Source organism: Subdoligranulum sp. DSM 23681, from assembly GCF_057005535.1.
Genome location: NZ_CM168050.1, coordinates 1,965,108 through 1,988,324 on the forward strand (window position 1 = coordinate 1,965,108; position 23,217 = coordinate 1,988,324).

Below are 23,217 nucleotides of genomic sequence, written 5' to 3' on the forward strand. Positions count from 1 at the left end.
TACTTGCCGACCATGCCGGAAAAGCCTTGAAATGGCTGGCTTATTACCGGCCTAAATGCGTAGAGAACGAGGCTTATTCCGCTGTCCGCAGGCGTTCTACGACAGTACCCTTGTTGAAGAAAGCGCAGGGGATTTCCTATATTGCTATCACTCTGTCTCCCTTAATCGCTCCGTTATTGTTTCTCTACTAAGAGAGCGATACATCCTCTCCGGTGTTATAAAACAAATTATCATTATTACCAGAATAATGCTGGCCGCCGGAATAAACGGATAGGTAAATACCGCGAAGCTCACTTGTTGCTGGAATAGTTTGAAGATACCGTATGCGATCAGATTGCCAGCGGATAAGACAAGAATCAGGGTGATTATTGCATAGTAAAGTCCTTCACTTATCAGCATTTTCCGAACCTGCTTATGGCTCATTCCAATAGATTCAAGCGTTGCCAATTCGCGCTTGCGGGCCACAACACTAACCGACATGACATTAACAAAATTGAGTATTCCAATAAGAGCGATGACAAACGAAATGCTTCCACCAAGAACCAGTACGGCCATTTTTGCACGATTCAGTTCTTCCATAGACTCAATTCTTGAGGTCAAAGAAATTCCAGAATTGTTTCCTATAATCTGCTTCAATGCAATGAAAGCATTTTTCTCATACCCGCTGGCAACATTCATGTCAAGCTGTTTTACGGCCGGTTCTCCAAACCATTCCTGCATAATAGTATTTGACACAATCACGGTTGGCGCAAGGCTGGAGCCAATGCCTTTATAGCTGAACGGAACAAAGCCACCAAGAACAAATTTGTATTCTTGCTGATTGGAAACGCTGTTTTCTTCTCGATAAGAAGGGGTAATATTCAGCTCTTGAACATTTGAGAATAATTCGGGATTATCGGTGGCAATCAAAGCAATTTCTCCTCGATCAAATGCTTCAATATCAATGGGGTTTCCAAGTCTGTCACGATATTTTGTTAGGGTTTCTCCATCAACTCCAATGAGAAATCCATTGAAATTGTCCTCAATATCTTGCTCTGACAAAGCGGAAATCTGCTCTTGCATGGGATGGTTAGCAATATATCCTCTAAACGCATCCGAGTAATCCAACCGCATTTCTTCCCACGTTGTAGCGTGTATATTTTCAACTCCGGGAATTAGCATGAGCTGTTCCACTAATGAATCATCCAACGTCTGCGCGGGCCAAGTCTCATTATCCAGTACCAAATCACTTTCAAAAGCAGAATCAATATACTTTGAAACATCCGTGCTAAAAACCAATGTTGTCACTGATAGAAAGGTCGTCACTCCTAAAAACAAACTGAACAATACCACTCCTGCACGTTTTTTATCCCGGAAAATATTCCGCCAAGCCATACGATACGGTTTGCCGTGTGCCAGTGTTCGGATGTGTTTCACAGTGCCTATAACTCCCGTATATTTTTGCGCTTCTATGGGAGAAATACTCGCGGCTTTTCTTGCAGGTTTTGATGCGGCTAATATAGCAGTAAGCAAAGGAAAGAACACTGCTCCTACATAGATAATCGGTGAGAATGATACAACGGCTTCTTCTGTGGAAATGGCTCCAAGTTCTGAAATCAAGAATGGAACCACCCCTAAAGAAAGCAGCAATGATAGGATAATGCCAACGGGTATTCCAATAAGGCAAAGGCGTATAACCTGCCGAATAACAATACGCTTGATCTGTTTTGGCGTCGTCCCAATCGTTTTGAGAAGCCCATAAAACTGCACATCATGGGAGATGGAAATATACAGGATATTATAAATCAGCAGATAGCCTGTAAAAATGAGGAAAACCACAATAGCACATAGGGAAATCAAAGCAGCAGTTCCCTGACCAGCATCTGCTTCATAAAGCTGTACCATTGCAACAGGTTGATTTTCTGCTAACCCTAAATCGGCCACTAATGCGTTACAATATTCTGAAACTCTGGACTCATCTGCAAACAGAATCGAAGCAGAACCATCTTTTTCCACGGTCTTTCCATATCTTTGTGATAACGCATGAGAAACGAAAATCACATCGGCAGTCTCCGTTGATTGGACAAACGCATAGCTTGTGAACCACCCCGACAAGGTAAAAGTTTCCTGAATTATGGAATCTCTGTTTTCGCTATCTGTGTAATAGTTGAGGGGTATCTCCATGCCAATAGATGGGGTATCAATTCCCATCCGTTCCAGCACTCCACGAGAAACCATGATCTCATTTTCTTTTTCAGGATAGTTCCCTACTATATCAACATAGGCGGGGGCGCGCAGTTCTTCCCATTCGGTCTTGTCGAAATAGTGAAGGGTCAAACTGATATTTCCCATATCTGCTGTATTTTGAACAACGCCAACGCTGTTACCAGTACCAACTTCTTTTACATAGTCCAATGTGTGAAGCCGCTTGATCTGCTCCGTCGTCGGATGACCTACGGCAGCGTGCGCCATTGTACCTGCAAATCTTATCTGCTCCATTTTTACAGACTCAACAAGGCTCATGCCAACGCTGAAAACAGAGCCGATCAGTAAGGTGGTAAGCATGATTGCCATAACAAGAAAAAAGTTTCGCCGTTTATTGGCTTTCAAACTTCTTTTTGTCAATTTTTTAAGAATCGGGCCATTATTGTTGCCAAATAAAATGTCGTTCATTCTTTTTCACCACCTTACTCTGAAATTCTGCCGTCCTCAATACGGATAATACGATCCGCAAGCTGGGCAATCTCGTTGTTATGAGTAATCATGATAAGAGTTTGATGAAATCTGTGGCTGGTAGCTTTCAGCAGGCCAAGAACATCATTACTCGTCCGGCTGTCCAGATTACCCGTCGGCTCGTCCGCCAAAACAATAGCTGGTTTTGAAATCAGGGCACGGGCAATAGCGACGCGCTGCTGCTGGCCGCCGGAAAGATTGTTCGGCATATTGCTTAGTTTATCGTCCAAAGCCAGCATACGAACTACATCGTCCATAAACGCTTTATCCACGGTATCTCCGTCCAGTTCAACCGGGAGAGTGATATTTTCATACACATTCAGAACGGGAACAAGGTTGTAATTTTGAAACACAAATCCGATTTTTCGCCTGCGAAAAATCGCAAGGTGTTCCTCATTCAATGTGGATAAATCTTTACCATCCACAATAACCTTGCCGGAAGTAGGAACATCCAGCCCGCCCATCATATTCAGCAGCGTGGACTTGCCGCTGCCGGATGTGCCGATAATGGCAACAAATTCCCCCGGCTCAATCGAAAGGGAAACGCCGTCCAGAGCCTTTGTAATGTTCGGCTTGACCCCATAGTATTTTTTCAAATCTGTTGTCTGTAAAATAGGCATAAGTTCTACCACCTTTCTTTTTGATGGTTCCATTGTAAAGGGGAAACCTCGCAGAAATGTCACGGCAGGCCTTGAAATTCCCCTTAAAATGCCTTGAAATGTCACAATCCTGTGACATTTCAAGAATGGGGCAGGAACACCGAAAAGGTGGAGCCGATGCCGACTTCCGAGGTAACGCGGATAAATCCCCCTTGCCGGGTAATAATTTCACGAGTAAGATATAGGCCGATCCCGATGCCGGGAGCGTCATGCACACTGTCCTCACGGTAGAACCGCTTGAAAATCGTCCCTTGATGTTGTTCTGGAATACCAATGCCTGTATCGGAAATATCAATCTTCACATACATTTCCCAGCACACCACAGCCACATGGATTTTCCCGCCCTCTGGCGTGTACTTCACCGCATTATCCAGAATGTTGAACAGGGCTTCGGTTGTCCATTTCCGATCATGGGCCGCAGATACCGTTTCCGGGCAATCTACCGTGACCGCAATCTTTTTCTGTTCTGTGTTCAGCAGAATACCGCCCAGCGCCGCAGCAAGGGTATCATAGATGGCCTGTGGCTTCGGCTCCAAAGCAATTACACCGGCTTCAAGCCGTGACGTTTTAATCATTGCCTGCATGAGAAAATCCAGCTTGTCTAACTGGCTGTCCATAGCCAGAAGAAATTCTCTCTGCTTTTCCGGCGATACATTTTGCTCCAACAAAGTGGCGTCCAGCATTTTCAGGTTTGCAATCGGCGTTTTGACCTGATGGGAGATGTCCGAAATCAATTCCTGCAAGTCGGCTCGTTCCTTTGCAATACTGCTTTTGCTTTCCCGCAGCACTTCATAGAGCCGGGAAAGCCGGTGCTGGATTTTATAAAACAGGTTTTCTTCCTCTGTGTACTGCGGCGGGGCCTGATCTGCTGACATCATATCGTCCAGCAGCTTGCACAGAGCGTCCGAAAACAGCGTTAATTTCCGGCGCACAAAGGCCAGAAAAACAGCCATGCACCCGGCGACGAAAACCGCATAGAGTAACCCACAGCATAGCGCCAATACGTTCTGCGTCAAAAAGTAAATGGTACATGACATGGCAACCGAAAGCAGGAAAAGGGCTGCACACACGACCATGCACACTTTATTGACCGAGAGTTTTTCCGTCCTCATTTGTTACCGCCCCCAATCCACATATAGCCCATGCCATAGACGGTTTTAATATAGGCATGATCTGGATTTTCAATTTTGTTTCGTACCCGGCTGATTGTAGAAGTCAGGGCGTGTTCATCAACAAAGTTCCCGTCAATATCCCATAGCTTTTCCAATAGCACCTGCCGGGTCAAAACGATCTGCGGATTTTTCGTCAGCACTTTCAAAAGCCGGTATTCCATCGGGGTAAAAGAAATGCTTTCCCCGCCCCGCGTTGCGGTCATTTCCGTAAAGTTGATAAACAGGTTGCCGTCATTGTAAAAGTCACCGCCAGATTGCTTCCTGATCCGGGCCAGCAGCGCAGCCACCTTTTTCTGAAATACGCTCATAGGGAAAGGCTTTGTCACATAATCATCGGCCCCCAGCTCGTATCCTTTGAGCATATCGCTTTCCATATCGTTTGCCGTCAGGAAGATTACAGCAGTGTCCGGGTGACTTTCCTTAATATCCCGGCAAAAATCAAACCCGTTGCCGTCCGGCAGATTGATGTCAAGGACAATCAAATCATATTCCTGTTTTCTGCAAAACCGTTCGGCAACGCTTTTCGTCAGGGCAGCATCTACTTCATAGCCTGCGGCAGACAGGTTATAGCAAAGGGTATTATTCAAAAGGCGGTCATCTTCAACCACTAAAATTCTCATTCGCTCACATCCTTTTCTTTATAGAGTATCAACCAAATGTCACAGAAACCTCACGATGAAGTGCTTTTTTGAATTTCTTTTATCATATCTTTTGCTGGCATGAGTGACAAGCTATCATTCGGAAAATTTGAAATGTCACAAACTTGTGAGATTTCAAGGGGTGTATTTTGTCAAAATTCGTTTTCCTGTGAGATTTCTGCGAGAATTGGGCCTTAAAATAATGACAGAATAGAGATACCACAAATCCTGCCGGACGACGGCAAAGAAAAAAAGCCGTCGTGCAGCAGCCCTTTTCCCGTGCCTGACTAAAACGCGGCGGCTTTGAACACATCAAGGCCGCCGTACTCTTTGCCCTCATACAGAACGACGCCCTGACGCTGGCGGGATCGGTGGCCCACGGAGGGAGCCGCCATGAAGCAAAGAGCGTTTCGACAAATTCAGACAGGCTATGTACTGTCAAAAAAAGCCTGTTCCTAAAGGCGGGGAAAAGCGCCTATCAATATGTATTATACCATGTAAATCAAGTGCATAGCACTTCCTGTTTCGCCCGGTGGGTCTGCGACCTACCGGGCGAAATTTGTTGTTTTCTGCGGTTTCCCGGTGCGGGCCGGGGCCGCTATATTGCTGCCAGTGAAAGACCTGCTAACAAAAGTCAAGTAGAAATTTCAGATTTGTGGGAGCGGCAAAAAGGCAACACAAAATCAAGCCGCTGAGCATCTCAAAATCGAAACGGCGGCCAGCCAGATGGTATGACACGAAAATTAGTTGTGCTCCAGAGAATCCAAGTAGGCTTTCACAGAAGCGTAGTAGATGCGCAGGAACTTGTTGGCGGATGCCATCATGTAGACACGGTATGGCTTGCCCTCAGAGCGTTTCTTGTTCATGAACTGGTAGACCGGCTCATCCATTGGAGCGCATTGCAGGAGGACGCCCATCACAAGGAATAGTGTCCGGCGTAAAGCAGCGGAACCACGCTTGGAGATGCTGCGGCTACGGACATCCATTTGTCCGGATTGGTAAGGTGGGGCGTCAATGCCCGCAAAGGCGACCAAAGCCTTCTTGGAGTGGAATCGGCGCACATCGCCGATTTCAGCCATGAGTTGAGGTCCGAGGGTTGGACCAACACCAAACATCTCCATCACCACAGGATACTCCGGCAGAGAAGCCGCCAGGGACTGCATCTCCTGCTTGAGAGCAGCTAATGCGGCAGAAGTTGCCCGGAGTTGGAAAATGGCCTGTTCTACCAAAAGTTTTGCTGTATCCGTTTTCGGCATAACTCCGAAGTGTCCACAGGCGGAGGCATAAATGTCCAGCGCCTTATCTTCGCTGAAATGGTAGCCGTGCTTTCTGCACCACTTCTGGTACTTGGCGGCAAAGGCCTTCTCAGACAGGCCACAGACGCACTCGCAATGCCAAAAAGCAGCCACAAAGTCTACCCATTTCTCACTGCCATCGGTGCGGGGCGGACTGGTAAACAGGCGGTTTGCATCTGGAAAAGTAGTGTCCAGCAGGGAGATTAAGTTATTCTTCAGCATGGTCTGTACTTTGGAATACTGCTGGTACTGCCGGTAGCAGGTCTTCAGCATGAGCCGGGTGTCCTCTTCCGGGACATATCTCGGCAGTGTGAGCCAGTGGTCAAGGCCGTAGTTGGCCAGCTTCACGGCATCCTTCTTGTCGGTCTTGCCACGTCTTAAACTGTTGTTCCCGTAGTCATGCACCAGCATTGCATTGACTACGGAGACATAAAGCCCCGCGTCGTGGAGCAGCCAGGCCACCGGCGCGTGGTAATTACCCGTGGATTCCATCACCACACGGGTCTCACCGTCCAGGCTTTTGAGCAACCCTGCCAGCTTGCTCAGTTCACTGGCGGTGTGGCGCACTTCAAAGGGTGAAACCACTACCTCTCCGAAGGGCCGCATGACTGCAATCATGCTCTTACCCTTGGAAACATCGATGCCAACGCAGTTCATTCACATTCCTCCAATACAAAGAATCTGCAACCGGAATCCATCTTTTCTCGCTGCCGATTCAATCTATTGTGTGACACGAACTCTCCGACATCCGGTGGTTCAACCTGCTTAAATCGAACGCTGCAACGAGAGGATGGCTAACAGTCTTTCACACGGACATACAAGCCCAAGGAGTGATTGGTCAGCCAGTTGCTCCTCTCATTGTAGCTTAGGCACGAGATGGAGGGAAAGCCGGACTGGCTGTCCGGCTTTCCTGTCCAAATTTATTGTAATAGGAGTGGAATAAGCAGCTTTTACTTCTCACTCTCCCGCAGATCGGGGGTGAGAAGATGAACGAATACACCTTTGACTATGTGGAACGGAACCGGCTGGACGCTTTCTGCAAAACCGTTCTCCGTAACGAGGCCATCAACTACCTGTCGGAGCTGGCCCGCCGTCGTGACCGGGAAAAGCCGCTGGACACCTTGCCGCAGGCGGAAATGGACAAGCTCTGTACGCTGGACGAGTACCCCAGCGACAGCTTTAAGTTCTCGGCCTTTAGCTATGACCTACATATCCGGGACGAGCTGGTGGCCGGAGCCTTTGCCACCTTGCCGGAACAGGAGCAGCAGATTTTAATTCTGCACTTCGTTGTGGCTATGGCGGACGGCGAAATCGGCGGCCTTGTGGGGATGTCCCGCAGCGCCGTCCAGCGCCACCGCACAAAGACCTTGAACGAATTGCGGCAGAGATTGGATGATAATGGAGGGAGGAACGCGAAATGAAGCAGCCCACATTCCACGGCAGGGTGCTTCTGCCCCTGTCTGTATTTGCCGATGCCCGCGCCGGTGATCCGCTGGCAATGGAGCGCATCTTGCGGTACTATGACGGCTACATGAATAAGCTGTGTACCCGGACACTCTACGAGCTGGATGGTACGCCTCATGTGCGGGTGGACGAGTACATGAAACACCGCTTGCAAAACAAGCTGATCCGGGCCATCCTAAAGGACAGCCTATGAGAAAACGCGGGCGCAGGGCCAGCAGGCCGCCGCGTCCGGCGCTTTCTCACGGGTTTTCCTCTACGCATTTAGAAGCCTGTTTTGGAGGGGATTGGATAATCTGTCCCGCCTGCCTGCCGACCATGCCGGAAAAGCCTTGAAATGTCTGGCTTATTACCGGCCTAAATGCGTAGACAGGAGGCATATTCAACCGGGCCATACCCGGCTACCACAACAGAATTGTGATTTGAAAGCACAGGCGGAAACGCCTTTTCCATATCTTCACGCTTTGTTACCCCTTTTCCGGCCTCTATTTTGCGTACTTCCGCAACGGCCTTGCGTGCATTATACGGAATTGTTCGTCGGATTTGTAGGACGCTCATTAACCAAACCGGCGTAGATCGTTGACATATTTTTATCTGCATGGGATTTTTCATGTGTGTTCATTTCCGGGCGGCCAAAGGCAGGTATCTTTGTTGCTGCCGTTCTGCCTCTTTCTTCTGGTGCATGGCTGCCTCTGAATACGACCTGTACTTACACTCTATTATTCATATTTCCTGCCTTGTGTTCTTTGGGCGAATGAAATATAATAAAAAATGTTATCAGAGGCATGAACATGGCTGGTGTCTGGCTGATCCACAAGGAGGAAGCCAAGCCCGCTGATGAACGATGTAACCCCAAATTTGCAAAATCAGAAAATAGGTAAAGGTATTAGAAATGGCTTATAAAATATTGATTATTGATGATGATAGCGAATTGCAGAAAATGTTGAAAAGCTATCTGGAAATAAAAAAATATGAAGTGATTAGTGCGGAAAATGGTATGGATGGCTTAAAAAAGGTTGAGGCAATGCCGGATATTATTTTGCTGGACATAAATATGCCAATGTTGGATGGTATCGAAGTATGCAGAAGAATACGCGACAAGGTATCCTGCCCTATCCTATTTCTTACCGCAAGAGTGGATGAGCAAGATCGAGTGAACGGCCTTATGTCAGGCGGTGACGATTATATCCTAAAGCCTTTCAGCTTAAAAGAACTGGAAGCAAGAATTATCGCCCACCTGAAACGTGAAGAACGGCATCGGGGAAAATCCACCTATCGCTTTCAGGGAGATTTATCTATTGATTACACATCCAAAACTATTCAAATTGGCGGCGTAAATATTGAATTGACTAAGTTAGAATACGGAATTGTGGAGTTTCTTTCTATGCATCCGGGCCAAGTTTTTGATAAAGAACGGATTTATGAAAAAGTCTGTGGGTATGATGCCGAAGGGGATAGCCGGGTTATCACAGAACTTATTCGGAGGATACGGAGAAAAATCCAAGAACATACGACAACAGAATATATTGAAACGGTTTGGGGGATGGGATATAAATGGATAAGCTGAGAAATCTATCTTTAAAAAAGACAATTATACTTTATTTATTGACATCGCTGTTGATTAGTTTTTTGCTTTCTGCTTTTCTCATTCAGATTGCCACAAATATACAGCAGCAAATTACATGGAAGTATGTAGACGAAACGGCATATTTGCAGGAAATGAATATAGAAAATCAGAACTATGAACTACCAATGCCAAAAGTCAAAGCAGATCGGTTGAATACTACGGATCGTTACCTCTATGAAATTTGCGATTTTTTAGACACCTATATTATTTTGATTTTTTCTGTCTGTGGAAGTGGTCTGGCGGTAGCCTTTTTTTATCGCAACAAACTAAAGCCGCCCATTGAGGAACTTTCTAAGGCTGCGGATTTAGTAAGTAAAGAAAAATTAGACTTCCATGTGGTTTATGAAAATAAAGACGAGTTGGGACAGTTATGTAAAGAGTTTGAAAATATGCGGAAGCAATTAGAAGAAAATAACCGTGTTGTCTGGCACATGATGGAAGAAGAAAAAGCGTTACGAGCTGCAATAGCCCATGATATTCGCTCTCCCTTGTCCGTTCTGAAAGGGTATCAGGAAATGTTGTTGGAATTTGTGCCGGAAGATACGCTGGACAAAGCGCAGCTCCTTTCAATGCTTGAAAAAGGCATGGAACAAATTGAACGGATGAATGGTTTTGTGGAAACGATGCGGCAAATGAGCAGTTTGGAGCAAAGAACAATCCACGCAGAAAATATCCAGCTCTTAGACTTTGTAGAACAGGTTGACAATGAAATTCGTATACTTAGTAAAGCATCGGAAAAGAAGTATAAAATTCAGACAGAATTAGTGGAAACTTCTTTCAGCGGGGATAGGGATATAATTTTAGAAGTGATGGAAAATCTGCTATCCAATGCGTTGAGGTATGCGAAAGAGGCAGTAAGTATAAAAATATCTTGTAGCAATAAAGAACTTGACATTACCATCTCCGATGATGGACAGGGTTTTTCAGACAGTGCAGAAAAAGTAACACAGGCATTTTATCATTCAAATCCACAGGATGATTTAAAACATTTTGGATTGGGAATGTATATCAGCAAACTGTATTGTGAAAAGCATAACGGAATACTTTTATTAGGAAATCAGAAGAACGGAGGCGCTTTTGTTAAAGCTGTTTTCAAAGCGGTCAAATAGCCCGGAAGCCGGATGATCCAGAGAATGGATTGTCTGGCTTCTTTTTTTGAGGAATTTTTTACCCATTGTCTTTTTGTTGTGAATTGGCAGGTATCCTATTCTTAACAAAGATGAAAGGCGGTAGTGATTATGAAAGCGATAATCAAGCGGGAAATCAAAAATTTTTTGAAAAACCCTGTATTTTGGGCAGGTCTTATCATTATGTTAGCTGGAATTTACCAAATCTTACAGCCCTATCTGAACCTCCACTATTTTGCTTCCAACGAGGAAATTCAAAATATTTCTGTTGCATCTTTGGAGGACGCAGATGTAATGGACGGTTATATTCCCATTAGTGATGAAGAACGCAGGGAAAATGGATATGCGGAAATCCACCAAACAATGACAGACGAAATGCAACTGACGACAGAAGAAGCGGATGCGGCAATCAACGCGATCCGAGGAATGACTACGGAAGAAGCCTGTTCCTATTTGGAAACAGAATACAGGTATTTTGGCGCAGAATATAGCCTTGAAAATTCCAGATATAAGCAAGGTGATGTCAGTGAAGTGAATACTTATATTCAGGAAAAGATGCAGGAGCATACGTATTCCTATTACTTTGCGAGAAAATACGCCGACTTTGCCGGACTTTTTATGGCATTTTTCGCCACGATCCTTTTGGCATTTCTCTTTTTGAGAGATACAAGAAAAGATACCTATGAATTACTTCATACAAAGCCCATTTCCGCATGGCAATATATTTTGGGTAAAGTTGGAAGTGGTTACATCATATTGATGATGGTCTTAGCTGTTTTGACAATCGTTTTCGGAGGACTTTGTATTGCAAATGGAGTGACGCAGGGCTTTTCTGTAAACCCGTTGGATTTTCTTATCGCAGATGTACTTTACATTATGCCTAATATGCTGATGATCGTTTGTGTTTATGCCATTGCAGCACTAATTTTTAAAAATCCTTTGCCTGCAACTCCTTTGCTGTTTCTTTATATCATTTATTCCAATATGGGAGGAACGGCGGCAAACGGTCAATATGGCTATCAGGGCAGGTTATTGTCAATTATAGTACGTTTTCCGGGAAGATTTTTTGATACGGAAATGCCGCCCATGCTGTTGCTCAATCAGACATTTTTGATTTTGGCATCTGTTAGCATTATATGTATCGCAATTTATGTGTGGAACAGGAGGCGAGTATATTGAAAAAAGAAATAAAAATCTGCCTTCCCATTTACAAACTTATTTATTCCATGAGCTTTATCCTGATATTGAGCTTTGTAAGAGGAATTGAGTCCGTAAATGAGATTGGGGCAGTTATTCAGGCTCCAATAGCATTATTAGCTGTTATTTTTTGTGCGGATACTTATTTGACAGAAGTGCAGAACCACAGAGCAGAGATTTTTCACCTGTATGATACAAAACGTAAAAGTAAAGTCATTATCCGTCGGCTCATGCTGCAAAATATATATTTATTCGGCATTTCCCTTATTGGGTATGGCTTCTTTTATCTGCAAAAACCCATTGTTTTAAATGGAACCCCACAGGGCCTTTTGTTTTTCTTATTTGCTTTAGCAATGATTGGAACGCTTCTATTTTGGAGCATATTATCTATGACGATTTGCAATTTATGGAAAAATATGTGGGCTGGGATTGGTACAACATTGCTTCTATGGATTTTTTTCAGTTCCCAGTTTGGGGCACAAATATTCGGTAAATGGAATGTATTTTCCTATACGTTTCGTCCTATTGAATACATCAGTGATATGGGATGGCTATGTGGGGAAATGTTGAGTGTGGCATTGGCGATGTTGATGGTAGCTTTGGTTCCAGTAATTATAAAGAAAAGAGGGTAATAATATGAGTATTAAGATTAGTGATTTAACGGTTTCTTTCAAAAATGGTGTAACAGCAATCAATCATGTGGATTTGGAAATTCCCAATGGCATCTTTGGACTTTTAGGAGAAAACGGAGCCGGGAAAACAACATTGATGCGGGTGTTGACAACCGTATTAAAGCCCACCAGTGGAGCCGTAACTTTAGATGGCATGATTTACAGTGAGTGCAATTATCCCAAAATTCAGAAGAAAATTGGATATTTGCCGCAGGAACTGGATCTATATCCTAATTTAACGGTGGAAGAATGTCTGGAATACATGGGCGAACTGGCGGGAATTGAAAAGAAAGGATGTCAACAGCGTATCAAATACTATCTTGAAAAAACCAGTTTGACGGAACACAGGAGAAAGAAAATTCGGCAGCTTTCCGGTGGAATGAAGCGTCGAGTGGGCCTGATCCAAGCCCTTTTAAATGAACCTGAATTTCTGATTGTGGATGAACCCACAACTGGCTTAGACCCAGAGGAACGCATCCGTATACGCAACCTTCTGGTGGATTTCTCTGAAAACCGTACTATCCTGTTTTCAACTCATGTTGTTGAAGATTTGGCGGCTACCTGCAATCAACTTGCCGTAATGAAAAAGGGGCAGTTTCTCTATTCTGGAAGTATGCAAGAATTACTGAATATAGCAAAAGGCCATGTATGGATTTGCAAGGTAAAGGATGAATTTCAGGCAAGAGAATTGGAAAAGATGTATCACGTTTCAGCAAAGCAATATGTAGATGGTGGTCTGCAAATGAAAATTCTCTGTGAAACACAGCCGGATGTTCCGTGTATTCCTTGCGAGATTACATTGGAAGATGCTTATATCTATATTTCCAATAATGCGAAAACTAAGTAAATTGATGGTTTCATCTTAAAGCGCCGGACGCGGCGGCCTGCTGGCCTCGCGCCCGGCATTTTTCAACCGGGCTATCCCCGGCTACCACAACAGGATTGAAATTTGAAAGCACAGGCGGAAACGCCTTTTCCATATCTTCACGCTATGTCACCTCTTTTCCGGCCTGTGTTTTGCGTACTTTTGCAACGGCCTTGCGTGCATTATACGGAATTGTTCGTCGGATTTGTAGGACGCTCATTAACCAAACCGGCGCAGATCGTTGACATATTTTTATCTGCATGGGATTTTTCATGTGTGTTCATTTCCGGGCGGCCAAAGACAGGTATCTTTGCCGCTGCCGTTCGGCCTCTTTCTTCCGGCGCATCCGCACCGCGCAATCCGGGCAGTATTTGGCCCGGTTGGATTTCGGCGTGAACACGGCTCCGCATACGGCGCAGCGTTTCACCTCGTCCCGGCTCTTGCTGATCTCGGCGTACAGGGCCGCGTCCAGCGGGAGGACGGCGGCCTTAAACCACCGGCATAGCAGCGAATAGGAAATGCTCTGGACGCACACACATTCCTCTCCATCGTCCAAAAGCAGGCAGTTCCCGTCACAGTAATTGCAGCACTCATGCGTCAGCTTCCGGGCCTTGCGGTACTGCCGGTAATTCATTCTCGGTATGCTCATAGCTCTTGTGTCCTTTCTTGATGGGGCGTCACCCGCAAAATGCTGTCCACATTCTGCTTGATGATACCGTAGTCGGCCAGTTCCTTTTTCACTTCGCCATACTTCTGGTACAGCCGTTCCTTTTCCTCGTCCAGCTTTCGGTATTCGGCTTTCAGGGCGGCCAGATTGGGGAGCTTCGTCACGCCCGCGTCCTTGATGGCCTTTGCCGCCGCCTCGTACAAGATAAGCTGGCTTTCATGTTCGCGCCGGTACGCAGCCTTGTCTTTGGCCGTTCTGTATTCCAGCGCCACGGGCCTTGTCTGCCGGTAGGTGGAAATATTCTTTATCAGCACCGCCATGTCGGACAGGCGGCGTTCCACCGCTTTCAGCGCAGCGGCGGCCTCGTCGTTGGCCGCACTGATCTCAGCCACCTTGCTTTCCAGCGCCGCATAGTCGTCTATGCCGTGTTCGGTCAGGAAGTTCAGCGTCCGGGCGGCCTGCTTCAAGTTGTGGACTTTCGCCCACTTTGCATATCCCGCGCTCTGCTGGGCCTTGATGCTGTTCTCCAAATCAATCCGCAGGGTGATTTCCTTTGTGGCTTTCCGTTTCGGGCCTCTGTCCACGGCCAGCCCCTTGATCCGGCGGGTAATGGCTTCTTCCGTGTAGTCCTCACCCAGCGTCTTGCAGCGGGTGAAGCGTTCCTGTCCGGGGGCGCGGAAAGAAACGAATTTGCCCTGTTTGATTTCATAGCCCTGTGCCTGCATGAGCCGCAGGAAGTCGTCAAAGTCTTTGGCCTGCGGGATGGCCGCGTCGATGGCGATTTTCAGTTTAGCTTTCCAGCTCTTGCCTTTGCGCTGGGCGTCCCATTCGGCGTAGGACTTGCCCTTGTCCTTGCCCGGCTTCACGACAGACAGGCCGTTTTCCTTGCACAGCCGGTCACTGGTTCGCCGGATATAGGCGTAGCTGCGCCGGTTGGAAATGTACTTGCGCTGCTGTACCATATCCACGGCGCAAAAAATGATGTGGTTATGCAGATGGCCCTTGTCTATGTGGGTAGTCAGTACATAGGGGTATTTGCCTTGCAGCACTTCGTCGGCAAGCTGTCGCCCGATCTCATGGGCCTGCTCCGGCGTGGTTTCCCCCGGTTCAAAGGCTTGTATCAGGTGATGGGCCAGATTGTTGCCTTTGTTGAACGCCTGCGCCAGCAGCATTTGAAATTCAATGTCCGCCGTTTCGTAAGAACAGCCAAAGGACGATACCAGCATTTTATCGTCCGTCTTGTCCGGGTTTTCGATGTAGTCAAGGGCCGCTTTCAAATTTACCTTGATAGGATGGATCTTTGTAACTGCCATATTTGTGTAAGCGCCCCCTTGATGTCCTCAACGTCCTGCGCGTACACAGCCCCGGTACTGTTGATACGCCGCGCAATCTGGTTGATGTTGACGCCGATTTTTTGCAGCTCTGCGGTCTGCGCCCGGATGTCGCTGGTGTCCATGTGGACGATATACCCGTCAATCAGCATTTTCCGGGCATAGGCCGAGAAATTCCTTGTGCCGAGCTGGGCCATTTTCTGCTGGATCAAGGCCCTTTCTTCCGGCGTCACCGGGACGCGCAGCACGATTTGACGCTTTCGGTTTGCCATTGCGTTTCACGCTCCTTTCCGGCAAAGGGGTTTGGGGATTTCCCCAACAAGCAAAACGGACGGCCCGCAGGGGCGGGACGGTGCGTTTTTCGGAAGTGTGGCTACACTTCCTATGCTTGCTGTTTTTGTTCTTCTCCGCTATAAGTACCTTCGCAAACCCTCAAACTACCCGCAAAACAGGAACTTTCCAGAAAAAAAGCGTAAAAAAATAAAGGACGCTTCCGCGTCCCTCGCAAACAAAAGAAAACAGAGGATGGTTTTCAGGCATCCCCCGTTTCTTTCTTCTTTGGCTGTTCAATTTTTATAGCCCCGTCAATCGCGCCCTCGATAATCGGCAGGTATTCTTCGGGACAGAGTTTCAGCTTGTGGCCGACCCGCTGGCGCTGCTCACTTTCCGAGCGCAGCACTTCGGGATTGAAATACCGTTCCACAGGAAGCCCGCAGGTCTTGATAAGCTGGATCACGACCGGGAGGCTGGGGATCGTCCCTTTATTCTCAATGTTGGCGAGATACCGCCACTCAATACCTACCATTTCCGCCAGCGCCTTACGCGCCAGACGCCGGGCTTTCCGCGCAGCCTTTACATCCGCGCCGAAAGTTTCAAAGCCGGGGCAATCTTCTACTTTTGCCATATAACATCACCCATTTACATTGTATAATTCATATTTGCCCGATGGAATGTTGCTATATGCAGGCTTCTTACATTTTATAATTCATATTCAGATCGGACGGCGCGATTGACTTTGCGTGAGTTGTGTGGTAAAATTTTTTCTACAAGTAAAACTACGTTCCCCCCGGAAAGGAAGTGAAACAATGGGAAAGGAAAAGCCAGTAGAGGGAAAATTTGTTACTTCGGTCAAAGTCGGGCCGAAAGGACAGATCATTGTCCCGAAAGAGGTTCGGGATATGTTTAATATCCAGCCGGGAGATATGCTGTTGATGTTGGCCGATGTCGAACAGGGTATTGCTATCCAAACATTCAATACCACGAATGAAATGTTTGAAAATCTGTTTCCGGGAAAGAAATAATTATGGAGAATATATTACCGCGCTTCATTTCGAGGCGCGGTGTTTTTTTGTCGCAAAAGTAAAACTTGTAAAACTTATATTGACTTTCACTACTTCACGCGCTATAATGCAAGTATGGTGTTACAAGTAAAACTCGTAACACTAATAAAAAGGAGGAAACCGGATGACAGAAGAAAAAAAGAATAGTACATCTGTCGGGAAAAACCGTTACATGGCTACCGTCAAAGTCGGTTCAAAAGGTCAGATTGTCATACCGCAAAAGGCACGACAGCTTTTGCACCTTAAACCGGGCGATATGCTCCTGATACGAGCTGATAGCTCCCTCGGTATTGCCATTCAACCGCTTGATATGGTTGGCGATTTGTTTGACGATCTTTTCCGCACATCACCTGACTAATTTTTAAGGAGGATTTTATGAGATTGCTTGAAGTAGAGGGGTTGACGAAGAAGTACCCCAAATTTACATTGAAGAATGTTTCGTTTTCTTTGGAACAAGGGCGAATTATGGGCCTGATCGGTAAAAACGGCGCTGGCAAAAGTACAACGCTTAAATCCATGCTCAACATGGTTTGCCCGGACAAGGGGACAATTAAAATGCTCGGTCACGATTTCCGGCAGGATGAAGAAAGCTGCAAACAAAATATCGGTGTGGTTTTAGGGAGTATTCAGTTTTACCAAGACAAAAAACTGCAAACGATTACCGGCGTGACGAAGCGTTTTTACCAGAACTGGGATGATGCTGCATACCGAAAATATATGTCCATGTTTGAACTCGACGAGCAAAAGCAGGTAAAGCAGCTTTCCGAAGGTATGAAGGTAAAATATTTAATTGCGCTTGCACTTTCGCACGACGCCAAACTGCTTATTTTCGATGAACCGACCAGCGGCCTTGACCCTGTGGCCCGTGAGGATTTGTTGGAGCTTTTTCAGCAGTTGGTAAAGGACGGGAAAAGAAGCATTTTATTTTCCACGCATATCACCTCGGATTTGGACAAATGCGCTGACGATATAACCTATATCAAAAATGGTGAAATTATCGCCAGTGCGGATAAGGCTTCTTTTGTTCAGACTTTCCAATCCCTGAAAGCTCCCGGCGAAGATAGCCTGAATTTGGAGGAAATCATGGTGAGAAATGAAAGGGGGACTTATAATGTCTAATTTACTCTATAAAGAGTGGCACCTTGCCGTACATTCCGTTGTTTACCTGTTCCTGTTGATCGGGGCGCTGCTTCTGGTTCCCGCATATCCGTATGGCATGATCTTTTTCTTTGGCTGCCTCGGACTATATTTTACTTCCCAATTTGCCAGAGAAAATTCCGACGCCTTTTACACAGCCACGCTTCCCATCAAAAAGCGCCATGTGGTAAAAAGTAAATGCCTGTTGTTCGTGAGCATCGAGATTGCACAACTTATCATCTGCATACCGTTTTCGATCATCCGCTTGTGGACGCTCCCTGACGGCAATCCTGTTGGCATTGAGGCGAATGTGGCATACTTTGGATTTGGCCTGATTGTCTATGCAATATTTAACTTTCTGTACCTAACTGTGCTTTTTCAGTCTGCATACCAAGTAGGCAAGGCGTTTGTAATTGCCATTATCCCGGCAACTGCGATAATCGCATTGATGGAATACAGCGTACATCTGCCGTCCTTTACATGGCTTGACAGCTTACAGACAGGCGATTTGATAAGGCAGCTTCCCATATTGGGCATCGGCATCTTGATCTACATTGTCGGCAACATTTTGACCTATCGCGTTGCATCGAAGCGTTTTGAACACGTTGACCTCTAATGCACTGACATCCATATTAGGATTTTGATTTAGGCCATAAACGCTTGATACACAATTCATTCCATAATCATCTGCCGGACGACGGCAAAGAAAAAAAGCCGTCGTGCAGCAGCCCTTTTCCCATGCCTGATTAGAGTGCGGCGGCTTTGAGCAAATCAAGGCCGCCGTTCTCTATGCCCTCATACTGACGACGCCCTGACGCTGGCGGGATCGGCGGCCCACGGAGGGAGCCGCCATGAAGCAAAGAGCGTTTCGACAAAATCCGACGGGGTATAAACCGTTAAAAAAAGCCCGTCCCCGGCAGCGGGGACAAGCGGCCATGAGTATGTACTATACCATATAAATCAACTGCATATCACTTCTTCTTTCGCCCGGTGGGTCTGCGACCTGCCGGGCGAAATTTGTTGTTTCCTGCGGTTTTTCGGTGCGGGCCGGGGCCGCCATGTTGCTGCCAATGAAAGGAGTGGCGTAAGCAGCTTTATCTTCTCACTCTCCCGCAGATCGGGGGTGAGAAGATGAACGAACACACCCTTGACTATGTGGAACGGAACCGGCTGGACGCTTTCTGCAAAACTGTTCTTCGCAACGAGGCCATCAACTACCTGTCGGAACTGGCCCGCCGCCGTGACCGGGAAAAGCCGCTGGACACCTTGCCGCAGGCGGAAATGGACAAGCTCTATACGTTGGACGAGTACCCCAGCGACAGCTTTGTGTTCTCGGCCTTTGGTTATGCCCTACATATCCGGGACGAGCTGGTGGCCGGGGCCTTTGCCAGCCTGCCGGAGCAGGAGCAGCAGATTTTAATTCTGCGCTTCGTTGCGGCTATGGCGGACGGCGAGATCGGCGGCCTTGTGGGGATGTCCCGCAGCGCCGTCCAGCGCCACCGCACAAAGACTTTGAACGAATTGCGGCAGAGATTGGAGGATAACGGAGGGAGGAACGCGAAATGAAGAAGCCCACATTCCACGGCAGGATGCTTCTGCCCCTGTCTGTCTTTGCAGAGGCCCGCACCGGTGATCCGCTGGCAATGGAGCGCATCTTGCGGTACTATGACGGCTACATAAACAAGCTGTGTACCCGGACGCTCTACGAGCTGGACGGTACGCCTCATGTGCGGGTGGACGAGTACATGAAACACCGCTTGCAAAACAAGCTGATCCGGGCCATCCTAAAGGACAGCCTATGAGAAAACGCCGGGCGCAGGGCCAGCAGGAGCAGGCCGCGTCCGGCGCTTTCTCATGGGTTGTTTTCTACGCATTTAGAAGCCTGTTCTGGCGGGGATTGGATAATCTGTCCCGCCTGCCCGCCGACCATGTCCCAAAAGCCTTGCTATGGCTGGACTTTCACCGCCCTAAATGCGTAGACAGGAGGTATTTCAACCGGGCCATCCCCGGCTACCACAATAAAATTTGAATTTGAAAGCACAGACGGAAACGCCTTTTCCATATCTTCACGCTATGTCACCTCTTTTCCGGCCTGTTTTTGCGTACTTTTGCAACGGCCTTGCGTGCATTATACGGAATTGTTCGTCGGATTTGTAGGACGCTCATTTTCCGGCGCATCCGCACCGCGTCCAGAGGGATGACGGCGGCCTTAAACTACCATAGACATATTGAAAATATCTTTTACAAATAGCAAGAAATATGTTATACTGAAAAGCAGATTTTCGAGGAAGGCGGTGAGTAGATGGCGGGAAAAAGCAAATACACTTTTGAGAGCAAAATCCATGTGTACCGAGCAACCAAGCGAATGACCCAGCAGGAACTTGCCGATTTAGTCGGTGTGTCCCGCCAAACCATTATGCAGCTTGAAAGAAACCGTTATAACCCATCTATGCTTTTGGCATATAGCATTGCGAAAGTATTTGATGTAACGATTGAAGATTTGTTTGAGTTTCGGGAGGGAGAATAATGCAGAATTTTCTTGAACTATTATTCGATAGTCAAATTGCTCTAAGAGGTAATGTCATATTGGGATGTATATTATTAGCTATTTTCATTTTCTATTTTTTCTCTAAAGAAGGCCGTGATGAACGGGGACGAAAAATTATTGCAATCGCGGCTCTATGTTCATTTGTAACGCTTTTTGTTGTTCTTAATATGATACCTTTTTTTGTTACATGGATGATGGATAATGAAATTCGCCTTGCCAATGTAATACAATCCGCTTATACGATAGTTCTTTTAGTCGCGGATATAGCTATATTGATCGTGCGAAAACTGAAATTAAACTAAGAATTGAAACGCACACCCATAAAATCGGATTATTGGGCGTGCGTTTTATTCCTTGCTTAAAGTATGAAATACTTGACATACGGAAAGAAATATGATATATTTTGGGTATGGCATGAAAGGCCAATCACGATTTTTGTTCAAGGAAAGGAGCGCACAAAATGGCTAAAGAGCGATTTGTAGAAACCTACTCACAAGGAGTAACCAATGTACGGAAAATCATCGTTGATACGGAAACCGGCGTGAATTACCTGCTGATTTCTTCCAATATGACAACTGGCTGCGGCATAGCCGTTCTTGTTGATAAAGATGGGAAGCCCATTGTTACACCTATTGACGCGGAAAATCAGTAATTTCAAAGAGGGTTGACGGTCATGGGGCGACAGCAAGGAGTGCTGCCGCCCCATGTGATTATAAATGCAACTCGTCTGCCATCAACGGCCTGTGTTGAGAAAAGGATTTGTTATCCTGCCTAACCCTAAAAAGTGCCGGGTGCGGCGGCCTGCTGGCCCTGCGCCCGGTACTTTTTGTAATTGAAGATACTACCAACCTGCCCCGCCTGACGGGGAAAGAAAAAAACCGTTGTCGGGCAGGTTGCTTTCGTGCGCTCATTCTATGTTTCTATCCAGCGGCGGTTTTGAACAAATTAAGGCCGCCGTTCTCTTTGCCCCTCAAACTGACGACGCCCTGACGCTGGCGAGATCGGCGGCTTACGGAGGGAGCCGCCATGAAGCAAAGAGCGTTTCGACAAATTAAGACAGTCTATGCACTGTCAAAAAAAGCCCGTCCCCAACTATGGGGACAAGCGGCCATGAGTATGCACTATACCATGTAAATCAACTGCATATCACTTCTTCTTTCGCCCGGTGGGTCTGCGACCTGCCGGGCGAAATTTGTTGTTTCCTGCGGCCCGCGCCACCGGCCAAAACTTTTTCAAGAAATTTCCCAAAAAGTGGCGTTTACCGGGTAGCTGGCGGCCTTTCATTTGTATCTTTGGCGGAAAGGGAGAGAACCACCGAAATCCCCCATAGAAAGGGGGTGAAAAGATGGAAACGATCCCCCGCAATGACTTTGATACGCGGAACCGCTATGACGCTTTCTGCAAGGCGGTACTCCGCAACGAGGCCAAAAACTACCTGTCGGAGATGGCGCGGCACCGCGACCGTGAAAAGTCGCTGGAAGCCCTGACCCAGCAGGAATTGGACAAGCTCTCCACCGTGGATCATTACCCCAGCGACAGCTACGTTTTTTCGTCGCATGGATATGACTTGCGGATCGACAACGAGCTTGTGGCCGAGGCTTTCGCCAGCTTGCCGGAACAGGAACAAAGCATTTTGATTTTGCACTGTGTTCTGGATATGGCAGACGGAGAAATCGGCAGCCTCATGGGAATGTCCCGCAGCGCCGTACAGCGCCACAGGACAAGTACCCTGAAACAGTTACGCGTGAAACTGATGGCGTTAATGCCGGGAGGGAGGTAAACGCGGATGAAGCAACCCACATTCAACGGCAAGGAGCTTCTTCCCCTTTCGGTGATGGAAGCTGCCCACGCTGGGGACGCAATGGCTATGGAACGAGTGCTGCGGTATTATGAGGGCTACATAAACAAGCTCTGCACCCGCACCTTGTACGACAGCAACGGCTTCCCTTATGTGTGCGTGGACGAGTACATGAAGCGCCGTCTGGAAATTAAGCTCATTCATTCCATCGTCGTTGCTTTAGAGTAACGGCACGGCTCCGGAAACGGAAATGTCTTTATTCTTCCTTTCCATGTTTCCGCTGACCCGGTGGCCGCTGGGTGTACCTTGACAAAAATGCCCGCAAGAGAACGGCGACGCATCATAGGGCAAAACGGACACTTTCCGTCTGTGCCGAGCCAAACGGCGGATGCGCCAAGAGGCTTTTCCCTACGGGAAAAGCGGAGCGAGCAACACCGCGCCGGAAAGCAAGTGTGGCAGCTTGCGGGCGACGACACACAGGCGGGCGATACTCCCTTATAGCCACAGTCCGAGCGTTAAAAGCGTCGCAGGCGATGGGTAGGGCCGCGTGAGAACCACGCGGGGGTGAAAGTCCCGTGGAGCTGCGCCAGCAGCCGTCCGTTATGGCCTATATTAAATGGCAACCTATTATTTTGGAAAACCGCTGTAAACTGTCTTTTTCAGGTACACAGTTTAGGAGGTTTGACCTATGGAATATGGTTTAGGGAAATTGGAAGAAATGAGCCGTATGGAATATGGGGCTGCGAACAAGGACGAACTGGTGGACATCGAAACCGTCCACATTGACCCTGACCTGCCCCCGGCTGAACGGCTATTGAATTATTTGGAACAGATTAAAAATCCGTACTGCTTCCGCTGTGGCGATACGGCGGTGCGGATCAGTTTTGCCGCTGATGGCGACAATCTGCAAAATATCCTGAAAAGGCACTTTGCAAGCGTAAAAGTAGGCTGATTTTTTCTTGTAACTATGGT

Annotated in this window: 28 protein-coding genes; 19 read left to right on the top strand and 9 right to left on the bottom strand. The window is 47.1% G+C overall.

The window, feature by feature from the left end:
• Positions 1 to 147: 147 nt before the first annotated feature.
• The 5 genes from AC127K_RS09035 to AC127K_RS09055 form a co-directional block, all read right to left on the bottom strand.
• Entirely contained in the window at positions 148 to 2,652 is a 2,505-nt protein-coding gene (locus AC127K_RS09035) for an ABC transporter permease (RefSeq protein ID WP_483720315.1), read from the bottom strand.
• A gap of 14 nt (positions 2,653 to 2,666) precedes the next feature.
• Entirely contained in the window at positions 2,667 to 3,332 is a 666-nt protein-coding gene (locus tag AC127K_RS09040; RefSeq protein ID WP_483720316.1) for an ABC transporter ATP-binding protein, read from the bottom strand.
• 119 nt (positions 3,333 to 3,451) lie between these two features.
• On the bottom strand, positions 3,452 to 4,483 hold the full coding sequence (locus AC127K_RS09045) for a sensor histidine kinase (RefSeq protein ID WP_483720317.1): 1,032 nt from the start codon (positions 4,481 to 4,483) through the stop codon (positions 3,452 to 3,454).
• Positions 4,480 to 5,163, bottom strand: a complete 684-nt coding sequence (locus AC127K_RS09050) for a response regulator transcription factor (protein WP_483720318.1) — start codon at positions 5,161 to 5,163, stop codon at positions 4,480 to 4,482. Before AC127K_RS09050 ends, AC127K_RS09045 begins: the two co-directional genes overlap by 4 nt.
• 761 nt (positions 5,164 to 5,924) lie before the next feature.
• A complete protein-coding gene (locus tag AC127K_RS09055) occupies positions 5,925 to 7,133 on the bottom strand; it encodes an IS110 family RNA-guided transposase (RefSeq protein ID WP_483720319.1) in 1,209 nt (402 codons plus the stop codon).
• Positions 7,134 to 7,462: 329 nt separating this feature from the next.
• Between AC127K_RS09055 and AC127K_RS09060 the strand changes: the two genes are divergently transcribed.
• From AC127K_RS09060 to AC127K_RS09090, 7 genes are all read left to right on the top strand, one after another.
• A complete protein-coding gene (locus AC127K_RS09060) occupies positions 7,463 to 7,897 on the top strand; it encodes an RNA polymerase sigma factor (RefSeq protein ID WP_483720320.1) in 435 nt (144 codons plus the stop codon).
• On the top strand, positions 7,894 to 8,133 hold the full coding sequence (locus AC127K_RS09065; RefSeq protein WP_238317063.1) for a helix-turn-helix domain-containing protein: 240 nt from the start codon (positions 7,894 to 7,896) through the stop codon (positions 8,131 to 8,133). Before AC127K_RS09060 ends, AC127K_RS09065 begins: the two co-directional genes overlap by 4 nt.
• A gap of 696 nt (positions 8,134 to 8,829) precedes the next feature.
• Positions 8,830 to 9,504, top strand: a complete 675-nt coding sequence (locus AC127K_RS09070) for a response regulator transcription factor (RefSeq protein WP_483720321.1) — start codon at positions 8,830 to 8,832, stop codon at positions 9,502 to 9,504.
• On the top strand, positions 9,492 to 10,673 hold the full coding sequence (locus tag AC127K_RS09075) for a HAMP domain-containing sensor histidine kinase (RefSeq protein ID WP_483720322.1): 1,182 nt from the start codon (positions 9,492 to 9,494) through the stop codon (positions 10,671 to 10,673). The genes AC127K_RS09070 and AC127K_RS09075 overlap by 13 nt, the downstream gene beginning before the upstream one ends.
• A 129-nt stretch (positions 10,674 to 10,802) precedes the next feature.
• The gene (locus AC127K_RS09080; RefSeq protein WP_483720323.1) at positions 10,803 to 11,870 is read left to right on the top strand and encodes an ABC transporter permease subunit; all 1,068 of its coding nucleotides are present in this window, start codon (positions 10,803 to 10,805) and stop codon (positions 11,868 to 11,870) included.
• Positions 11,867 to 12,520 (top strand): ABC transporter permease, encoded by a 654-nt coding sequence (locus AC127K_RS09085; protein WP_483720325.1) that lies wholly within the window; start codon positions 11,867 to 11,869, stop codon positions 12,518 to 12,520. The genes AC127K_RS09080 and AC127K_RS09085 overlap by 4 nt, the downstream gene beginning before the upstream one ends.
• Positions 12,521 to 12,524: 4 nt before the next feature.
• Positions 12,525 to 13,406 carry an ABC transporter ATP-binding protein gene (locus AC127K_RS09090; RefSeq protein ID WP_483720326.1) on the top strand — a complete coding sequence of 294 codons (882 nt, stop codon included), beginning with the start codon at positions 12,525 to 12,527 and terminating at the stop codon, positions 13,404 to 13,406.
• 298 nt (positions 13,407 to 13,704) lie between these two features.
• Here the strand turns inward: AC127K_RS09090 and AC127K_RS09095 are convergent, their stop codons facing one another.
• The 4 genes from AC127K_RS09095 to AC127K_RS09110 all read right to left on the bottom strand — a co-directional run bounded on the left by AC127K_RS09095 (position 13,705) and on the right by AC127K_RS09110 (position 16,326).
• Positions 13,705 to 14,073 (bottom strand): cysteine-rich VLP domain-containing protein, encoded by a 369-nt coding sequence (locus AC127K_RS09095; RefSeq protein WP_483720327.1) that lies wholly within the window; start codon positions 14,071 to 14,073, stop codon positions 13,705 to 13,707.
• Positions 14,070 to 15,404 carry a relaxase/mobilization nuclease domain-containing protein gene (locus AC127K_RS09100; protein WP_483720328.1) on the bottom strand — a complete coding sequence of 445 codons (1,335 nt, stop codon included), beginning with the start codon at positions 15,402 to 15,404 and terminating at the stop codon, positions 14,070 to 14,072. Before AC127K_RS09100 ends, AC127K_RS09095 begins: the two co-directional genes overlap by 4 nt.
• Positions 15,371 to 15,694 carry a plasmid mobilization protein gene (locus tag AC127K_RS09105; protein ID WP_483720329.1) on the bottom strand — a complete coding sequence of 108 codons (324 nt, stop codon included), beginning with the start codon at positions 15,692 to 15,694 and terminating at the stop codon, positions 15,371 to 15,373. The genes AC127K_RS09100 and AC127K_RS09105 overlap by 34 nt, the downstream gene beginning before the upstream one ends.
• Positions 15,695 to 15,954: 260 nt before the next feature.
• Positions 15,955 to 16,326 carry a helix-turn-helix domain-containing protein gene (locus AC127K_RS09110; protein ID WP_076778922.1) on the bottom strand — a complete coding sequence of 124 codons (372 nt, stop codon included), beginning with the start codon at positions 16,324 to 16,326 and terminating at the stop codon, positions 15,955 to 15,957.
• Between the two features lie 181 nt (positions 16,327 to 16,507).
• Between AC127K_RS09110 and AC127K_RS09115 the strand changes: the two genes are divergently transcribed.
• From AC127K_RS09115 to AC127K_RS09170, 12 genes are all read left to right on the top strand, one after another.
• Positions 16,508 to 16,723 carry an AbrB/MazE/SpoVT family DNA-binding domain-containing protein gene (locus AC127K_RS09115; protein ID WP_082669688.1) on the top strand — a complete coding sequence of 72 codons (216 nt, stop codon included), beginning with the start codon at positions 16,508 to 16,510 and terminating at the stop codon, positions 16,721 to 16,723.
• Positions 16,724 to 16,886: 163 nt separating this feature from the next.
• Entirely contained in the window at positions 16,887 to 17,120 is a 234-nt protein-coding gene (locus tag AC127K_RS09120; RefSeq protein WP_204444609.1) for an AbrB/MazE/SpoVT family DNA-binding domain-containing protein, read from the top strand.
• 17 nt (positions 17,121 to 17,137) lie between these two features.
• On the top strand, positions 17,138 to 17,881 hold the full coding sequence (locus tag AC127K_RS09125; protein WP_483720330.1) for an ABC transporter ATP-binding protein: 744 nt from the start codon (positions 17,138 to 17,140) through the stop codon (positions 17,879 to 17,881).
• The gene (locus AC127K_RS09130) at positions 17,874 to 18,515 is read left to right on the top strand and encodes an ABC-2 transporter permease (RefSeq protein WP_483720331.1); all 642 of its coding nucleotides are present in this window, start codon (positions 17,874 to 17,876) and stop codon (positions 18,513 to 18,515) included. Before AC127K_RS09125 ends, AC127K_RS09130 begins: the two co-directional genes overlap by 8 nt.
• A 515-nt stretch (positions 18,516 to 19,030) precedes the next feature.
• Complete coding sequence (locus AC127K_RS09135) at positions 19,031 to 19,465, top strand: RNA polymerase sigma factor (protein WP_483720332.1); 435 nt, start codon at positions 19,031 to 19,033, stop codon at positions 19,463 to 19,465.
• Positions 19,462 to 19,701, top strand: coding sequence for a helix-turn-helix domain-containing protein (locus AC127K_RS09140; RefSeq protein ID WP_483720333.1), 240 nt, complete (start codon positions 19,462 to 19,464; stop codon positions 19,699 to 19,701). The genes AC127K_RS09135 and AC127K_RS09140 overlap by 4 nt, the downstream gene beginning before the upstream one ends.
• Positions 19,702 to 20,201: 500 nt before the next feature.
• Positions 20,202 to 20,426 carry a helix-turn-helix transcriptional regulator gene (locus AC127K_RS09145; RefSeq protein WP_087257715.1) on the top strand — a complete coding sequence of 75 codons (225 nt, stop codon included), beginning with the start codon at positions 20,202 to 20,204 and terminating at the stop codon, positions 20,424 to 20,426.
• On the top strand, positions 20,426 to 20,749 hold the full coding sequence (locus tag AC127K_RS09150) for a hypothetical protein (protein WP_087372152.1): 324 nt from the start codon (positions 20,426 to 20,428) through the stop codon (positions 20,747 to 20,749). Before AC127K_RS09145 ends, AC127K_RS09150 begins: the two co-directional genes overlap by 1 nt.
• A gap of 158 nt (positions 20,750 to 20,907) precedes the next feature.
• Positions 20,908 to 21,099 (top strand): DUF6440 family protein, encoded by a 192-nt coding sequence (locus AC127K_RS09155; protein WP_087372155.1) that lies wholly within the window; start codon positions 20,908 to 20,910, stop codon positions 21,097 to 21,099.
• A 693-nt stretch (positions 21,100 to 21,792) separates the two neighbouring features.
• Complete coding sequence (locus AC127K_RS09160; protein ID WP_157888439.1) at positions 21,793 to 22,227, top strand: sigma-70 family RNA polymerase sigma factor; 435 nt, start codon at positions 21,793 to 21,795, stop codon at positions 22,225 to 22,227.
• 6 nt (positions 22,228 to 22,233) lie between these two features.
• A complete protein-coding gene (locus AC127K_RS09165; protein WP_076778959.1) occupies positions 22,234 to 22,473 on the top strand; it encodes a helix-turn-helix domain-containing protein in 240 nt (79 codons plus the stop codon).
• 460 nt (positions 22,474 to 22,933) lie between these two features.
• Positions 22,934 to 23,197, top strand: a complete 264-nt coding sequence (locus AC127K_RS09170) for a DUF6870 family protein (protein ID WP_483720334.1) — start codon at positions 22,934 to 22,936, stop codon at positions 23,195 to 23,197.
• The last annotated feature ends 20 nt before the right edge of the window (positions 23,198 to 23,217 follow it).

Bases quoted from the DNA above. Each gene is read 5' to 3' on its own strand.
- AC127K_RS09120 (WP_204444609.1), top strand. From the start codon at position 16,887: ATGACAGAAGAAAAAAAGAATAGTACATCTGTCGGGAAAAACCGTTAC.
- AC127K_RS09060 (WP_483720320.1), top strand. From the start codon at position 7,463: ATGAACGAATACACCTTTGACTATGTGGAACGGAACCGGCTGGACGCT.
- AC127K_RS09035 (WP_483720315.1), bottom strand. From the start codon at position 2,652: ATGAACGACATTTTATTTGGCAACAATAATGGCCCGATTCTTAAAAAA.
- AC127K_RS09055 (WP_483720319.1), bottom strand. From the start codon at position 7,133: ATGAACTGCGTTGGCATCGATGTTTCCAAGGGTAAGAGCATGATTGCA.
- AC127K_RS09065 (WP_238317063.1), top strand. From the start codon at position 7,894: ATGAAGCAGCCCACATTCCACGGCAGGGTGCTTCTGCCCCTGTCTGTA.
- AC127K_RS09110 (WP_076778922.1), bottom strand. From the start codon at position 16,326: ATGGCAAAAGTAGAAGATTGCCCCGGCTTTGAAACTTTCGGCGCGGAT.
- AC127K_RS09115 (WP_082669688.1), top strand. From the start codon at position 16,508: ATGGGAAAGGAAAAGCCAGTAGAGGGAAAATTTGTTACTTCGGTCAAA.
- AC127K_RS09080 (WP_483720323.1), top strand. From the start codon at position 10,803: ATGAAAGCGATAATCAAGCGGGAAATCAAAAATTTTTTGAAAAACCCT.
- AC127K_RS09125 (WP_483720330.1), top strand. From the start codon at position 17,138: ATGAGATTGCTTGAAGTAGAGGGGTTGACGAAGAAGTACCCCAAATTT.
- AC127K_RS09150 (WP_087372152.1), top strand. From the start codon at position 20,426: ATGCAGAATTTTCTTGAACTATTATTCGATAGTCAAATTGCTCTAAGA.
- AC127K_RS09145 (WP_087257715.1), top strand. From the start codon at position 20,202: ATGGCGGGAAAAAGCAAATACACTTTTGAGAGCAAAATCCATGTGTAC.
- AC127K_RS09155 (WP_087372155.1), top strand. From the start codon at position 20,908: ATGGCTAAAGAGCGATTTGTAGAAACCTACTCACAAGGAGTAACCAAT.
- AC127K_RS09040 (WP_483720316.1), bottom strand. From the start codon at position 3,332: ATGCCTATTTTACAGACAACAGATTTGAAAAAATACTATGGGGTCAAG.
- AC127K_RS09050 (WP_483720318.1), bottom strand. From the start codon at position 5,163: ATGAGAATTTTAGTGGTTGAAGATGACCGCCTTTTGAATAATACCCTT.
- AC127K_RS09135 (WP_483720332.1), top strand. From the start codon at position 19,031: ATGAACGAACACACCCTTGACTATGTGGAACGGAACCGGCTGGACGCT.
- AC127K_RS09130 (WP_483720331.1), top strand. From the start codon at position 17,874: ATGTCTAATTTACTCTATAAAGAGTGGCACCTTGCCGTACATTCCGTT.
- AC127K_RS09045 (WP_483720317.1), bottom strand. From the start codon at position 4,483: ATGAGGACGGAAAAACTCTCGGTCAATAAAGTGTGCATGGTCGTGTGT.
- AC127K_RS09140 (WP_483720333.1), top strand. From the start codon at position 19,462: ATGAAGAAGCCCACATTCCACGGCAGGATGCTTCTGCCCCTGTCTGTC.
- AC127K_RS09070 (WP_483720321.1), top strand. From the start codon at position 8,830: ATGGCTTATAAAATATTGATTATTGATGATGATAGCGAATTGCAGAAA.
- AC127K_RS09100 (WP_483720328.1), bottom strand. From the start codon at position 15,404: ATGGCAGTTACAAAGATCCATCCTATCAAGGTAAATTTGAAAGCGGCC.
- AC127K_RS09095 (WP_483720327.1), bottom strand. From the start codon at position 14,073: ATGAGCATACCGAGAATGAATTACCGGCAGTACCGCAAGGCCCGGAAG.
- AC127K_RS09165 (WP_076778959.1), top strand. From the start codon at position 22,234: ATGAAGCAACCCACATTCAACGGCAAGGAGCTTCTTCCCCTTTCGGTG.
- AC127K_RS09075 (WP_483720322.1), top strand. From the start codon at position 9,492: ATGGATAAGCTGAGAAATCTATCTTTAAAAAAGACAATTATACTTTAT.
- AC127K_RS09170 (WP_483720334.1), top strand. From the start codon at position 22,934: ATGGAATATGGTTTAGGGAAATTGGAAGAAATGAGCCGTATGGAATAT.
- AC127K_RS09105 (WP_483720329.1), bottom strand. From the start codon at position 15,694: ATGGCAAACCGAAAGCGTCAAATCGTGCTGCGCGTCCCGGTGACGCCG.
- AC127K_RS09160 (WP_157888439.1), top strand. From the start codon at position 21,793: ATGGAAACGATCCCCCGCAATGACTTTGATACGCGGAACCGCTATGAC.
- AC127K_RS09090 (WP_483720326.1), top strand. From the start codon at position 12,525: ATGAGTATTAAGATTAGTGATTTAACGGTTTCTTTCAAAAATGGTGTA.